This window comes from Novosphingobium cyanobacteriorum, assembly GCF_029436685.1.
GTDB classification, from domain to species: Bacteria; Pseudomonadota; Alphaproteobacteria; order Sphingomonadales; family Sphingomonadaceae; genus Novosphingobium; species Novosphingobium cyanobacteriorum.
In genome coordinates this window covers 102,225-114,738 of sequence record NZ_JAROCY010000004.1, presented here as the reverse complement: position 1 = coordinate 114,738, position 12,514 = coordinate 102,225, and the positions used below count along the sequence as shown (strand labels likewise).

Here is a 12,514-nt window from a genome sequence, read left to right as displayed (position 1 = left end):
TCGTCAAAGACAAAGCGCACCGCAAAGGTCAAGCAAAAGGGGCCGAAGCGCGTATGCGCCCGGCCCCTTTGTTGGTTCGACGCCGGCGTGCGGGCGCGATTACTGGACCGTGATGGTCACCGCGCGGCGGTTCTTGGCATAGCTGGCTTCGTCGGAACCCAGCGCGATCGGGCGTTCCTTGCCATAGCTGACGGTGGTGATGCGCGCGGCGTCGATGCCGAGGCTGACGAGGTAGTTCTTCGCCGCATTGGCGCGGCGTTCGCCCAGCGCGATGTTGTAATCACGGGTGCCGCGTTCGTCGCAGTGGCCTTCGATGGTGACCATCTTGCCGGGATAGCGGGCGAGCCACTGCGCCTGGCTCTTCAGCACGCCCTGGTCCTCGGTATCGATGTTGTAGCGATCGGTATCGAAGTGGACCGTGTCGGACAAAACCGAAGCGAGGAAATCGGCCTGGCTGCCCGGAGCCGGGCCGGTCATCTGCGGGCCGGTGGGCGCGGTGGTGGTCGTGGTGGTGGCGGTGGGCTGCGGCGGCAGCTCCTTGGGCTTCGAAGCGCAGGCGGACAGGGCAAGCGCGGAAACGAGTACGGTCGCTGTCAGGACATGGCGCGGCATACGAGAGTCTCCTTAAGCAGGTGCGACGAATTGTGCATTGCACAAGATGAATTGGCAAACGGAATCGTCCGCCCTTGAAAGCTACGGCAGGACGGGGCCCCATGCGGGGTCAGACCCGTCAACCGGTGTGTTCAGCTTGCGTTCGTTGCGCCCGGTCAGGTCCACCTGCCAGATGCCGGTCTTGCCGCTGTTCCGTTCGGTACGGAAGAACTGCACGATGCGGCCATTGGGTGACCAGGTGGGCGCTTCATCCTGCCAACTGTCTGTCAGGAAACGCATGTTCCCGCCCGATGGGTCCATCACCGCGATGCGGAAGTTGCCGCCCAGGTGGGTGAAGGCGATCTGGTCTCCGCGCGGGCTCCATTCGGGCGTGGCGGCGCGTCCGCCGAAGAAGCTGATGCGCTTCTGGTTCGATCCATCGGCGTTCATCACATAGACCTGCTGGCTGCCCGAACGATCGCTTTCAAACACGATCTTGCTGCCATCGGGCGAATAGGAGCCGCCGACGTTGATCCCCGGGGTGTTGGTCAGACGCATCGATTCGCCACCTGTGGCGGGCACGCGATAGATGTCGGTATTCCCGGCAATGGCCATGGAATAAAGGATGTAGCGGCCATCGGGCGACCAGCGCGGGGCAAAGGTGGGGCCCTTGCCCTCGGTCACCAGGTTCTGCCGCCCGGTGCCGATATCGTAGACATAGATCCGCGGGCGGCCATCGAGATAGCTGAGGTAGACGATCTTGCTGTAATCGGGCGAATAGCGCGGGGTGAGCGCGGTGGCCTGGCCATTGGTGATGAAGCGGTGGTTGGCGCCATCCGAATCCATGATCGCCAGCTGCTTGCGCCGGTGGTCCTTGGGGCCGGTTTCGGCGATATAGGCGATCTTGCTGTCAAAGAACGGGCTTTCGCCCGAAAGGCGGGAATAGACCATGTCGGCGCATTTGTGCGCGGCGCGGCGCCATTCCTCGGGCTTCACCACATAGCCCTGGCGGACAAGCTCGCTGCCGAGCTGCACGTCGTAAAGATAGCAGCCCACGGTGAGGCGGCCATCGGGCGCGCCCTTCACGAAGCCCTGCACCAGCATTTCCGCCGAGCGCGCGCGCCAGCCCTGAAACGCGGGGGCGACGACTTCGGCATAGGCGATACCCGGCAGCGCATCGGGGCCGACCGGCTTGAACAGGCCGTTGTTCTTCAGGTCGTTGTAGACCACGCGGGCAACATTGCGGCCCAGCGCCTCGGTATTGCCGCCTTCGGCTGCGGTGGGAACCGGCTGGTCCGTGGGAAAAGCGGGGATGGCGATGCCAAGATCCTGCCATTCGCTTTCATCGGTGACCGAGCCGGTGAGACCGCCCTCATCGGCCTGCGCCGTGGGGACGGCCTGCGGGGTTTTCGAGGCGGGCAGGGCCTGCATCTGCGCCAACGCGGCGGAAGGAAGCAGGGCGACACCCAGAAGAAGCACGAGCTTTCGGATCATCATTGCGACAACTTCCTGTCAAAGCGGAATTCTTTGATGCGTTTCCACGCATTGTAATATTGCGCCGGGAGATTGAACGGGGCAGCCAGTTGCACCGCGCGGATCGCCAGTTCGGCATGGCGCTGCGCCTGCGCGCGGTTGGCATCGGTGATGCCGCTCTGCGACACCACGCGCGGGCGGCCGACGAGCGAGCCATCGGGGTTCATGTCCCACGCCAGCACGGTGACCAGCTTGTCGCTGTCCACCCCCTGCGGCGCGGTCCAGTTCGGCTTGATCTCGCGCGAGATGGCCGAGACCAGCGAGGCGACCGGGACCGGCCCCACCGCCTCGGCCGGCGGGTTGCGCGACGTGCCGGGACTGGTGCTGCCGGGGATGCCCTTCAGGAAATCGTCGCCGATCCGGCTGCCGCCGGCAGGCGCGTCTGGGCGGCGACGCGGGCGGTCATCCGCCGGGCGCGCGGCGGCGGGCTTGGCCGGGGCGGGTTTTGCCACGGGCTTTGGCGGGGCGGGCTTCGGCGGCGCAGGCTTGGGAGGCGCGGGCTGCGGCCTGGGCTGGGGCTTTGGCTGCGGGACCGGGCGGGGCGCGGGCTTGGGCGGCGGGGGCGCGGGTTGCGGCTTGGGCTGAGGCGCAGGCTGCGGCCTGGGCGGTTCGGGCAGCGGTTGTGGCTGCGGCACCACTTCGGGCTGCGGCTGCGGTTCGCCGAGTTCGGGCGCTACGTCGGGCGCGCTCTGCGCGTTCGGCTCGGGCGACATCGATTTGTCGGCCACTTCGTCCGCGAAGGTCACCGTCATGCGCTGCGGCGGCGGCTTGATGTCCTTGCCCGGCGGCGAAAGCGTGAGCGCGGCGATCAGCGCAAGATGCGCCGCCACCGCCACGCCAAGGGCCAAGCCCTCTTCGCGCGTGAGGCCGGGTTTGGTGGGATCGCGCATCGCCATCGAGCTATTGCGCCGGGGCTGAACCGTTGGTGACCAGCGAGATCGACTTGAAGCCGGCGGCGTTCAGTTCACCCATCACCGCCACCACCCGGCCGTAATCCAGCGTACGGTCGGCGCGCAGCACCACCAGTTGGGCGTTCGCCCCCTTGTCCACATTGGCCAGCCGTTCGCCCAGTTCACCGGGGGCAAGCTCCTGGTCATCAAGGAACAGGCGGCCTTCGCCGTCCATGCTCACGGTGATCTCGCGCGGCTCCTCCTTCAGCGCCTCGGCGCGGGAATCGGGCAGGTCTATCGGAACGCCGGCGGTAAGCATCGGCGCGGTGACCATGAAGATGATCAGCAGCACCAGCATCACGTCCACCAGCGGGGTGACGTTGATCTCCGACATCGGGCCGCCGCGCCCACGCCCGCGCCGCCCGCGACGGCTGCCACCGCCCGTGGACAGGTTCATCGCCACCGCGTCAGGCCTCCAGCTCGCGGCTCAGCGTCGCGTGAAAGCGGTCGGCAAAGCGGAACAGGCGGGATTCGAAGCGGTTCACGCGGTGCGAGAAGCGGTTGTAGCCGATGACCGCAGGGATTGCCGCAAACAGGCCGATGGCGGTGGCGAACAGCGCCTCGGAAATGCCGGGCGCAACCACGGCGAGCGAGGAATTGGCCTGCGCGCCGATGTTGAAGAAGCTGTCCATGATCCCCCAAACCGTGCCGAACAGCCCGACGAACGGCGCCACAGAGCCAACCGTGGCAAGGAAGTTCAGCCGGTTGGCCAGGGCATCGCTTTCCGCCGTCACCGCGTTTTCCATGGCGATGGTGAGGCGCTGGCGCGTGCCTTCGCGGTCGATGGTCTTGCCCGCGGTGGAGCGGCGCCATTCGGCCAGCGCGGCATTGACCACGCGGGCAGAGGGAATGTCCTTGCGCCCGTTTTCCTTCTGATACGCATCGACATCGCGCGCTTCCCAGAAGCCTTCCTCATAGCGGTTGCACGAGCGGGTGACCCCGGCGATGCGCAGCGAGAAGCCGACGATGATCGTCCACACCCAGACCGAGGCGAGCACGAGGCCGCCCATCACGGTCTGCACCACGATATCGGCATGGAGGAACAGTGCGACCGGGTTGAGCCGGGTGGGCGCGGCGGCGGCGCCTTCGGCAAGCATCTGGATCATCATGCGGGTACTTGGCCTTCCGGTTCGGTGGTCTGGTCCGCCAGCGCGCGGAACGCGGCCACCCAGGCGGGCGGCTGGCGTCGCGGCCGGCCATTGGGCGAAACGAAGGCCACGCGGACCCGCGCCTCGCAAAGCAGGTCTTCCCCCCGCCACGCCTGCTGGAACAGGCGGCAGGTGGCGGGGGTGATCTCGTCAACGCTGGTCACTATGGCCACGGCATCGTCCAGCCGCGCGGGCTTGAGGTAGCGCAGCCCCATGTCGACCACGGCATAGGCGCCCTCGCCCGCCTCGTTGGCGGCGCGCTGGTCTATGCCGAGCAGGCGCAGCAGGTCTGACCGGGCGCGTTCGAACCAGCGCAGGTAATTGGCGTGATAGACCACGCCCGAAAGATCGGTGTCCTCGAAATAGGCGCGCACCGGGTAAAGGTGCCGCGCGGCCTGGATGCGGCCCGAAGGAGGATCGATCGCGAACATGAGGGCCCATACCTAGCCTTGCCCCGAGTCGCAGGGCAAGGCGCTGGGCCATTTTTTGTTAACTTTTTCGCCTCAGCGGGCGAGCATCGGGCCCAGTGGCCGCCCCGCGAAAAGGTGAACGTGCAGGTGCGGTACTTCCTGGTGGCTGTCCGTTCCCGCATTGGCGAGCAGGCGATAGCCCGGCGCGACCAGCCCGGCCTCGCGCGCAACCTGCCCCACGGCGCGGACGAATCCGGCGATCTCCGCCTCGCTGGCCTTGGCCGAGAAATCGTCCCAGCAGACATAGGCACCCTTGGGGATCACGAGGATGTGCGTCGGCGCCTGCGGATTGATGTCATGAAAGGCGAGGCTCCATTCGTCCTCGTGCACCTTGCGACAGGGAATTTCGCCGCGCAGGATCTTCGCGAACACGTTCTGGTCGTCATAGGGCTGGGTGGCGTCGACTGCCATGGTCACGAACTCCTGCTGGCCTTTTCGGCAATTCCGGACACGCCTTCGCGCCGCTGCAGTTCCGCCGTCACATCGGCCAGCGCCACGCCCTTGGCCGAGAGCAGCACGAGCAGGTGGAACACCAGGTCGGCCGCTTCGCCGACCAGCTCCGCCTTGTCTCCCGAAAGCGCGGCGATCACCACTTCGGTGGCCTCTTCCCCCACCTTCTGCGCGATCTTGCCGATGCCCCTGGCGTTCAGCTTGGCAACATAGCTGGCGGAGGGATCACCGGCGCGGCGTTCCGCAATCACGGCTTCAAGGCGGGCGAGGATCTGGGCGTCGTCCATGGCGCGCGGCATGCCGCCCCGTGGCGCGCGGGTCAAGGTGGAGTTCGGCAGCCCCGCCCCGGTGGGGAGCGGAGAAGGAGGGAACACGCCCGCGCGCTCAGTCCTTGCGCTTGGCCGCGTGGCGACCGACCAGCAGTCCGACGATGCCGAGGCCGAAGAGCGCAAGGTTGGCAGGTTCATCCACTTGCGTTCCGATCGCCTGCGCAAACGCAGCGGTGGGCGCGGCGGCGAGGATCAGGATTGAAGGGAGAAGGGTGCGCTGCACGAAATGACCTATGTGGTTCTGCGTGCATATAGTTAAGCAAGACTTGTGCCACACCCTTGGAAATCCAGCACTTCTGCCCGTTCAATTGGTTAACGGTTATCCGGCCAAAAGGCAGCTTGTAAGAAAATCCGACAGGCGCGGCGTCTTGGCGTTGCGTGGATTTTGAAAGCCCCCACCCCGCCCCCTCCCCTGAAGGAGAACGGCTTGTTGCCTGTCAGGCGCGGGCGGGCAGCCCTGCGGCGCGCAGGGCGGCGTGGGCATCGGCGATGGAATGCGTGCCGAAGTGGAAGATCGAGGCGGCCAGCACGGCGCTGGCATGCCCCTTGGTCACGCCTTCGACCAGGTGATCGAGATTGCCGACGCCGCCGCTGGCGATCACCGGCACCGGCACCGCATCGGCAATGGCGCGGGTGAGATCGAGATCATAGCCCGCCTGCGTGCCGTCTCCATCCATCGAGGTGACGAGCAGTTCGCCCGCGCCGAGTTCGGCGAGGCGGACGGCGTGGGCATGCGCATCGATGCCGGTGGGCTTGCGCCCGCCGTGGGTGAAGATTTCCCACTTCCCCGGAGCGACGCGGCGCGCATCGACCGAGCCGACCACGCATTGCGCGCCGAAGCGTTCGGCGATGTCGCGCACCAGTTCGGGCCGGGCGACGGCGGCGGAATTGACCGCCACCTTGTCCGCACCCGCCAGCAGCAGCGCGCGCGCATCCTCGGCGCTGCGCACCCCGCCGCCGACGGTGAGCGGCATGAAGCAGACCTCGGCGGTGCGCGCCACGACATCGAGCAGCGTGCCGCGCCCTTCATGGCTGGCGGAGATATCGAGAAAGCACAGCTCGTCCGCCCCGGCGGCGTCATAGGCGCGCGCCTGCTCCACCGGATCGCCCGCATCGCGCAGGTCGACGAAGTTCACGCCCTTCACCACGCGCCCATCGCGCACATCGAGGCAGGGAATTACGCGGACGCGGACGGTCATGATTCAGGCGGCTCCCACAGTGCCAGCGTGCTTCGACAGGCTCAGCAAGAGCGGAACCTGTATCCTGTTCAAGGCCCGTTCGTCCTGAGCTTGTCGAAGGACCATGCGCGCCATTCGCCTCACGCCGCCTCGGCCATCGCGATCGCGGCGGCGAGGTCCAGCTTGCCTTCGAACAGCGCCCGCCCGGTGATCACGCCTTCGATGCCGTCGGCCTCGTGGATCTTCAACATGCGGATGTCGTCGATGCCTTTAACGCCGCCGCTGGCGATCACCGGAATGTCCACGCGGCGGGCGAGGTCGACGGTAGCGTCGATGTTCACGCCTTTCAGCAGGCCGTCGCGGCCGATGTCGGTGAAGAGCAGGCTGGCGACGCCCGCGTCCTCGAAGCGGCGGGCCAGATCGACCACGGCGACGTCGGACACATCGGCCCAGCCTTCGGTGGCGACCATGCCGTCACGCGCGTCCACCGCCACGACGATCCCGCCGGGAAACTCCTTGGCCATGTCCTTGACGAACTGCGGGTCCTTCAGCGCGGCGGTGCCCATCACCACGCGGCTGACGCCGAGGTCAAACCAGCCCTCCACCGCCTCGCGCGTGCGGATGCCGCCGCCCAATTGCACATGGCCGGTGAAGCTCTTGAGGATGCCCTCCACCGCCTCGCGGTTCTCGGCGCGGCCGGCAAAGGAACCGTCAAGGTCCACCACGTGGAGGAACTGGCTGCCTGCCTGCGCGAACAGCGCGGCCTGGTGCGCGGGATCGTCACCATAGACGGTGGCGCGATCCATGTCTCCTTCGGCAAGGCGGACGACCTGGCCGCCCTTGAGGTCGATGGCGGGAAATACGATCATGGCCGCGCGCCTAGCACCGGTTTTGCGCTGCGGGAAGGTGGAAGGGAAATTGGTTCGCGCAGAGAGCGCAGAGGACGCAGAGACGCAAAGAGCCTTGCCCTTGCGGCGAAGCCGCTCTGTAGACCTCTTCGCGGTCATAAGAGAGCCTGCGGCGCAAGGCGAACCCCTTTGCGTCTTCGCGTCTTTGCGCGAAACAAACTCACGACGCCCGCAGCGCATCCTTCGGCACGTGGGTGATGCGGCACGCCAAGTCAGCCTCGCCGGAAGCCACGATCAGGCGGTCGCCCGCGTCGATCACGCCGGTGGTGAAGACCACGTCACGCAAATAGAGCAGGTCTTCCAGCGGGCGGGTCAGTTCCGCGTCCGGTTCCAGCAAGGGCGTGTGGCAGGTGGCCAGCGCCCTGGTCGGATCGGCTTCGTCGAGCAGGGTCCAATAGGTGCGGTAGATGCCCACGATCTCCTTGGGCTCCACCCCGTGCCACAGGCTGAGCCAGCCGCGCCGGCCATCCACTTCGGTGAGGATCGGCGGGGCGCCGCCGCCCATGCGCGCGGTGGCCACGGTGCCGGCGTGGGGGCGGATGTGCGGGGCGATATGCGGTTTCCAGTGCAGCCCGTCTGGCGAGGTGGCGAGGTTGATCGAAGGGCCGGGGCGCCATTCGCTGCCCGGAGGATAGGCGAAATAGAGATCGCCCAGCGGCCGCGTCTGCGCCCAGAACGCGCCGTCGATCAGCCCTTCGAACAGCAGCATGTCCTTGTTCTGGTGATCGAGCACGATGCCCTGGAAATCCCAGTCCAGCGCGTTGTCTGACGTGTAGAGCGTGGTGGAATGGCGCTCCGGGCTGACCGAGCAGGTGGTCATCCAATAGCGGCCGCCCACGCGGGAAATGCGCGCATCCTCTATGCCATAGCACTGATAGGAACCCTGCGGCGCAATGGCCTTGTCATAGTGCGCCGCCACCATCTCCAGCCCGTCCGGCGTCATCTCCACCGGCAACAGCCATGACAGCGAGGTGAGCGCCATGACCTTCCACCCGCCGCCGTGCAGCAGGAACTTGCGCGGATCGGCGGTGTCGGCCAGTTCAAGGGGCCAGGCGTCGAGGACATAGCGCCCTTCGTCCCAGCGGATGGCGTGGACGCGGCCGTCGCGCACCGGATGGCGTAGCGCCTCGGCCACGCGGACCATCAGCAGGATGTTGCCGTTGGGCAGCACCGTCATGCCGGGATTGAACGCGCCGAGCACATAGGTTTCGGCATCGAAATGCCCGGCCAGCGGGGAACGGGTAAGGTCGATCACATGCGGGGTGATGACCAGCTGGTCATAGGGGAATGGTAACAACGGCAAGACCCTCCTTCACATGGCGAGGAAGGACTGATCCGGTGATACGTTCCCGCCGGTGCGACGGATCAGGGCTTCCAGCCGAGGAACCGCGCCAGCAGCGCAAGACCGTAGTCCTGGCTCTTTTCCGGGTGGAACTGCACGCCAAGGATATTGTCGCGCGCCACCGCCGCCACCAGCCCGCCGCCGTGATCGGTCATCGCCGCAACCGAACCGCCCTCTTCGGTCACGAAATGGTAGGAATGCAGGAAATAGGCCTCGCCCGGTTCGATCAGGCTGGCATGGCGGCCGGGCTCGACATCGTTCCAGCCCATGTGCGGCACCTTGATCGCGGGATCAGTGCGCTCGATCGGGCGCACTTCGCCGCCGATCCAGCCAAGACCCTGCGTCACGCCGAATTCGATGCCCCGGTCGGCCAGCAGCTGCATGCCCACGCAAATGCCCAGGAACGGCGCAGCCCCCACCAGCACGCGCTCTTCCATCGCCTCGACCAGCCCGTGCACCCCGCGCAGCGCCTCGGCACAGGCCTTGAACGCGCCAACGCCGGGCAGGACGATGCGGTCCGCCGCGCGCACCACGTCGGGATCGGCGGTAACGGTGACGCCTTCCGCACCCGCGGCCTTCAGCGCATTGGCGACCGAGCGCAGGTTGCCCGCGCCGTAATCGACCAGGGCGAGGACCTCAGCCACCAAGGATGCCCTTGGTGGAAGGCACGGCATCGGCCTTGCGCGGATCGATGCTCACGGCATCGCGCATGGCGCGGGCAAAGCCCTTGTAGATGCCTTCGATGATGTGATGGTTGTTCGAGCCATAGAGGCATTCGATGTGCAGGGTGATGCCGGCGGCCTGGCTGATCGACTGGAACCAGTGCTCGAACAGCTCGGTATCCATCTCGCCCAGGCGCGGCTGGGTGAAGCCGGCCTTCCACACCAGCACCGGGCGGCCCGAGATATCGAGCGCGACGCGGGCCAGCGCTTCGTCCATCGGGCTGTATGCGGTGCCGTAGCGGGTGATGCCCTTCTTGTCGCCCAGCGCCTGCGAAATCGCCTGGCCCAGCGCGATGGCGCTGTCTTCGGTGGTGTGGTGCTGGTCCACGTGCAGATCGCCCTTCACCCGGCATTCCACGTCGATCAGCGAATGGCGGCTGAACTGTTCGATCATGTGATCGAGGAAGCCGATGCCGGTATCGACGCTGTAGGTGCCGGTGCCGTCGAGGTTGACCGACACGGCGATGTCGGTCTCGGCAGTCTTGCGGGTGATGGTGCCGGTGCGCATGGCCGTGCCCTATAGGCCAAAGCGGGCCAGAATCAATGCACGCGCCCCGCCGCCCTCTTGACCTGAGGGCGCGGCAAGGCCAACGATCAACGCCATGAGCGATGCCCCCGACAGCCTGATCCCCTATGACGAAATCGTGCAGGAGGCGCTGCGCGCCGTTGTTGGCCGCGTGTTGGGGCAGGTGGAGGCCGGTGGCGGCATGCTGCCGGGCAACCACCATTTCTACATCACGTTCAAGACCAACGCGCCCGGCGTGGCGATTCCCGACCGGCTGAAGCAGCGCTTCCCGGACGAGATGACCATCGTGCTGCAGAACAAGTTCTGGGACCTGAAGGTGACCGAAGCGGGCTTTTCCGTGGGGCTCAGCTTCAACCAGATCCCGTCCACGCTGGTGGTGCCGTTCAGCGCGATCACCGCCTTCGTTGATCCGGCGGTGGATTTCGGCCTGCAGTTCCAGGCTTCGGGTGACCTCGGCAGCGAAGCGCACGATCCCGCGCAGAACGATTCGCCCGAAGGCGGGGAACCCGAAGGCAAGCCTGCCGTTGAGCGCGCCGACGACGGGTCCAACGTGGTGACGGTGGACTTCGGCAAGCGGAAGTAACTGACGAGGGCACCGACATGGGATTGCTGCGACGGAAGAAGAAGGCGACCGAAGCGGCAGCCGACACCCTCGACACAGTTGCCGACAGGGCTTCGCCCAGCCCCAATCCCATGACCAACCTGCTGCTGGCCGACATCGCCATGCGCGCGGGCGGTGCGATCCTGAAGCGCGGGGTCGAAACCGGCCTGCTCGGCGCGAAGGTGGGCACCAAGACCGCAGGCAAGGTGGTGAAAAGCCGCGGCATCGGCAAGTCGCTGGTCCGCACCGCGCTTGCCCGCGTGGCCACGCGATCGGTGCCGGGGGCGATCGTGGTCGGCGGCGGGCTGCTGGCCAAGACGCTGTATGATCGGCACAAGGGCAAGGCCGCTGCGGCCAAAGGCCATGCCGAGATCCGCAAGGCCGCCAAAAAGGCCGAGTAGCACCCGGGCCGCGATTGCGGCACAGTGGCGGCATGAAAACGCGCCGCCTGCTCCCCGCCCTCGCCCTGCCAGCCCCCGTCCTGCCAGCCCCCGTCCTGCTTGCCCTCGCCCTTACTGCCTGCAGCACCACGGCGTCCGCCGAGACGCTCTATGTCCGCGCCGGGCGGCTGGTCGATCCTGAAACGGGCACGGTGCAGCCTGCGCGGCTGATGACCGTAACCGACGGGCGTGTCACCGCGATCGCGGCCGACGACGGCACGCAGCAGGGCGCCAAGGTGGTTGACTGGTCAGCCTATACCGTGCTGCCCGGCCTGATCGATTGCCACGTCCACCTGGCCGACACCGAGCAATCCAACAATCCGGCCGAACCCCTGCTGCATTCGCCGATGGAGATCGTGCTCCTGGGCGCCAGGCACGCGCGGCAGACGCTGATGGCCGGGTTCACCACGGTGCACGATGTCGGCTCGTTCCGCGCCTTTGCCGATGTGGAGCTGCGCAACGCCATCGACCGGGGCGACGTGCCCGGCCCGCGCATGCGGGCGGTGGGCGCCTATGTCACCACTCCGGGCGGCGGCGGCGAAGTGACCGGCTTCTCGCCCGAGGTGCGCATCCCCGACGACATGCGCGCCGGCGTCGCCTCCGGCCCCGCAGATGTCCGGCAGAAGGTCAACTATCTGTTCCAGCACGGCGCGGATTCGATCAAGCTGATCGCCACCGGCGCGGTGCTGGCGCTGGGCACCGAAGTGGGGCAGCAGGAACTGACCGAGGACGAGATGCGCGCCGCGGTGGAAGTGGCGCAGCAGCGCGGATCGTGGGTAACGGCCCATGCCCACGGCGCGGGCGGGATCAAGTCAGCCCTGCGTGCCGGGGTGCGATCTATCGAGCACGCCAGCCTGATCGACGACGAAGGCATTGCCCTCGCCAAGGCCAGGGGCGCGTGGCTGGACATGGACATCTTCAACGGCGACTGGATTGACGAGGTCGGTCGCAAGGAAGGCTGGCCCCCCGATTACCTGCGCAAGAACACCGAGACGACGGCACTGCAGCGCGGAGGTTTCCGCAAGGCGGTGAAGGCGGGGGTGAAGCTGTCCTACGGCACCGATGCCGGCGTCTATCCCCATGGGCTGAACGCGCGGCAATTCAAATACATGGTGCGATACGGGATGACGCCGATGCAGGCGATCCAGTCCGCCACCACCGTCTCTGCCGAGCTGCTGGGCATGAAGGCGAACGTCGGCTCCCTGTCCCCCGGCCACTTTGCCGACATGATCGCCGTGACCGGCGACCCGCTGGCCGACATCACCGTGCTGGAGAACGTGGCCCACGTGATGAAGGGCGGCGAGGTGGTGAAGTAGGGGTTCTCTT

17 protein-coding genes are annotated in these 12,514 nt (G+C 66.9%); 4 read left to right on the top strand and 13 right to left on the bottom strand.

Going from position 1 to position 12,514, the window contains the following annotated elements:
- Positions 1–99: 99 nt before the first annotated feature.
- The 8 genes from pal to POM99_RS05365 all read right to left on the bottom strand — a co-directional run bounded on the left by pal (position 100) and on the right by POM99_RS05365 (position 5,429).
- On the bottom strand, positions 100–612 hold the full coding sequence (gene pal, locus POM99_RS05400; protein WP_277275837.1) for a peptidoglycan-associated lipoprotein Pal: 513 nt from the start codon (positions 610–612) through the stop codon (positions 100–102).
- Between the two features lie 81 nt (positions 613–693).
- Positions 694–2,088, bottom strand: coding sequence for a Tol-Pal system beta propeller repeat protein TolB (tolB, locus tag POM99_RS05395; RefSeq protein ID WP_277275836.1), 1,395 nt, complete (start codon positions 2,086–2,088; stop codon positions 694–696).
- Positions 2,085–3,014, bottom strand: coding sequence for a cell envelope integrity protein TolA (gene tolA, locus POM99_RS05390; RefSeq protein ID WP_277275994.1), 930 nt, complete (start codon positions 3,012–3,014; stop codon positions 2,085–2,087). The genes tolB and tolA overlap by 4 nt, the downstream gene beginning before the upstream one ends.
- Positions 3,015–3,024: 10 nt before the next feature.
- Positions 3,025–3,477 carry a protein TolR gene (gene tolR / locus POM99_RS05385; protein ID WP_277275835.1) on the bottom strand — a complete coding sequence of 151 codons (453 nt, stop codon included), beginning with the start codon at positions 3,475–3,477 and terminating at the stop codon, positions 3,025–3,027.
- 4 nt (positions 3,478–3,481) lie between these two features.
- Positions 3,482–4,183 carry a protein TolQ gene (tolQ, locus tag POM99_RS05380; RefSeq protein ID WP_277275834.1) on the bottom strand — a complete coding sequence of 234 codons (702 nt, stop codon included), beginning with the start codon at positions 4,181–4,183 and terminating at the stop codon, positions 3,482–3,484.
- Complete coding sequence (locus tag POM99_RS05375; RefSeq protein WP_277275833.1) at positions 4,180–4,653, bottom strand: YbgC/FadM family acyl-CoA thioesterase; 474 nt, start codon at positions 4,651–4,653, stop codon at positions 4,180–4,182. The genes tolQ and POM99_RS05375 overlap by 4 nt, the downstream gene beginning before the upstream one ends.
- Before the next feature lie 72 nt (positions 4,654–4,725).
- Positions 4,726–5,103, bottom strand: a complete 378-nt coding sequence (locus POM99_RS05370) for a histidine triad nucleotide-binding protein (RefSeq protein ID WP_277275832.1) — start codon at positions 5,101–5,103, stop codon at positions 4,726–4,728.
- 2 nt (positions 5,104–5,105) lie between these two features.
- The gene (locus tag POM99_RS05365; protein WP_277275831.1) at positions 5,106–5,429 is read right to left on the bottom strand and encodes a phosphoribosyl-ATP diphosphatase; all 324 of its coding nucleotides are present in this window, start codon (positions 5,427–5,429) and stop codon (positions 5,106–5,108) included.
- Between POM99_RS05365 and POM99_RS05360 the strand changes: the two genes are divergently transcribed.
- Complete coding sequence (locus POM99_RS05360; protein ID WP_277275830.1) at positions 5,428–5,673, top strand: hypothetical protein; 246 nt, start codon at positions 5,428–5,430, stop codon at positions 5,671–5,673. The two genes, POM99_RS05365 and POM99_RS05360, sit on opposite strands and share 2 nt — an antisense overlap.
- 235 nt (positions 5,674–5,908) lie before the next feature.
- Here POM99_RS05360 and hisF read toward each other — a convergent pair whose 3' ends face one another.
- The 5 genes from hisF to hisB all read right to left on the bottom strand — a co-directional run bounded on the left by hisF (position 5,909) and on the right by hisB (position 10,129).
- Entirely contained in the window at positions 5,909–6,670 is a 762-nt protein-coding gene (gene hisF, locus POM99_RS05355) for an imidazole glycerol phosphate synthase subunit HisF (protein WP_277275829.1), read from the bottom strand.
- Between the two features lie 119 nt (positions 6,671–6,789).
- Positions 6,790–7,518: a 1-(5-phosphoribosyl)-5-[(5-phosphoribosylamino)methylideneamino]imidazole-4-carboxamide isomerase gene (hisA, locus tag POM99_RS05350; RefSeq protein ID WP_277275828.1), complete on the bottom strand. Its 729-nt coding sequence runs from the start codon at positions 7,516–7,518 to the stop codon at positions 6,790–6,792.
- A 199-nt stretch (positions 7,519–7,717) separates the two neighbouring features.
- The gene (locus POM99_RS05345; RefSeq protein WP_277275993.1) at positions 7,718–8,854 is read right to left on the bottom strand and encodes a glycoside hydrolase family 130 protein; all 1,137 of its coding nucleotides are present in this window, start codon (positions 8,852–8,854) and stop codon (positions 7,718–7,720) included.
- Positions 8,855–8,922: 68 nt separating this feature from the next.
- Positions 8,923–9,543, bottom strand: coding sequence for an imidazole glycerol phosphate synthase subunit HisH (gene hisH, locus POM99_RS05340; RefSeq protein ID WP_277275827.1), 621 nt, complete (start codon positions 9,541–9,543; stop codon positions 8,923–8,925).
- A complete protein-coding gene (hisB, locus tag POM99_RS05335) occupies positions 9,536–10,129 on the bottom strand; it encodes an imidazoleglycerol-phosphate dehydratase HisB (RefSeq protein ID WP_277275826.1) in 594 nt (197 codons plus the stop codon). The genes hisH and hisB overlap by 8 nt, the downstream gene beginning before the upstream one ends.
- A 94-nt stretch (positions 10,130–10,223) precedes the next feature.
- Between hisB and POM99_RS05330 the strand changes: the two genes are divergently transcribed.
- From POM99_RS05330 to POM99_RS05320, 3 genes are read left to right on the top strand one after another with little or no spacing between them, the layout of a single operon-like run.
- Positions 10,224–10,730 (top strand): SspB family protein, encoded by a 507-nt coding sequence (locus tag POM99_RS05330; RefSeq protein ID WP_277275825.1) that lies wholly within the window; start codon positions 10,224–10,226, stop codon positions 10,728–10,730.
- 17 nt (positions 10,731–10,747) lie between these two features.
- Positions 10,748–11,149, top strand: coding sequence for a hypothetical protein (locus POM99_RS05325; RefSeq protein WP_277275824.1), 402 nt, complete (start codon positions 10,748–10,750; stop codon positions 11,147–11,149).
- A gap of 32 nt (positions 11,150–11,181) precedes the next feature.
- A complete protein-coding gene (locus tag POM99_RS05320) occupies positions 11,182–12,504 on the top strand; it encodes a Xaa-Pro dipeptidase (protein ID WP_277275823.1) in 1,323 nt (440 codons plus the stop codon).
- Positions 12,505–12,514: the final 10 nt, after the last annotated feature.

Bases quoted from the DNA above. Each gene is read 5' to 3' on its own strand.
- pal (WP_277275837.1), bottom strand. From the start codon at position 612: ATGCCGCGCCATGTCCTGACAGCGACCGTACTCGTTTCCGCGCTTGCC.
- tolB (WP_277275836.1), bottom strand. From the start codon at position 2,088: ATGATGATCCGAAAGCTCGTGCTTCTTCTGGGTGTCGCCCTGCTTCCT.
- tolA (WP_277275994.1), bottom strand. From the start codon at position 3,014: ATGCGCGATCCCACCAAACCCGGCCTCACGCGCGAAGAGGGCTTGGCC.
- tolQ (WP_277275834.1), bottom strand. From the start codon at position 4,183: ATGATGATCCAGATGCTTGCCGAAGGCGCCGCCGCCGCGCCCACCCGG.
- POM99_RS05375 (WP_277275833.1), bottom strand. From the start codon at position 4,653: ATGTTCGCGATCGATCCTCCTTCGGGCCGCATCCAGGCCGCGCGGCAC.
- POM99_RS05370 (WP_277275832.1), bottom strand. From the start codon at position 5,103: ATGGCAGTCGACGCCACCCAGCCCTATGACGACCAGAACGTGTTCGCG.
- POM99_RS05360 (WP_277275830.1), top strand. From the start codon at position 5,428: ATGGCGCGCGGCATGCCGCCCCGTGGCGCGCGGGTCAAGGTGGAGTTC.
- POM99_RS05365 (WP_277275831.1), bottom strand. From the start codon at position 5,429: ATGGACGACGCCCAGATCCTCGCCCGCCTTGAAGCCGTGATTGCGGAA.
- hisF (WP_277275829.1), bottom strand. From the start codon at position 6,670: ATGACCGTCCGCGTCCGCGTAATTCCCTGCCTCGATGTGCGCGATGGG.
- hisA (WP_277275828.1), bottom strand. From the start codon at position 7,518: ATGATCGTATTTCCCGCCATCGACCTCAAGGGCGGCCAGGTCGTCCGC.
- hisB (WP_277275826.1), bottom strand. From the start codon at position 10,129: ATGCGCACCGGCACCATCACCCGCAAGACTGCCGAGACCGACATCGCC.
- POM99_RS05330 (WP_277275825.1), top strand. From the start codon at position 10,224: ATGAGCGATGCCCCCGACAGCCTGATCCCCTATGACGAAATCGTGCAG.
- POM99_RS05325 (WP_277275824.1), top strand. From the start codon at position 10,748: ATGGGATTGCTGCGACGGAAGAAGAAGGCGACCGAAGCGGCAGCCGAC.
- POM99_RS05320 (WP_277275823.1), top strand. From the start codon at position 11,182: ATGAAAACGCGCCGCCTGCTCCCCGCCCTCGCCCTGCCAGCCCCCGTC.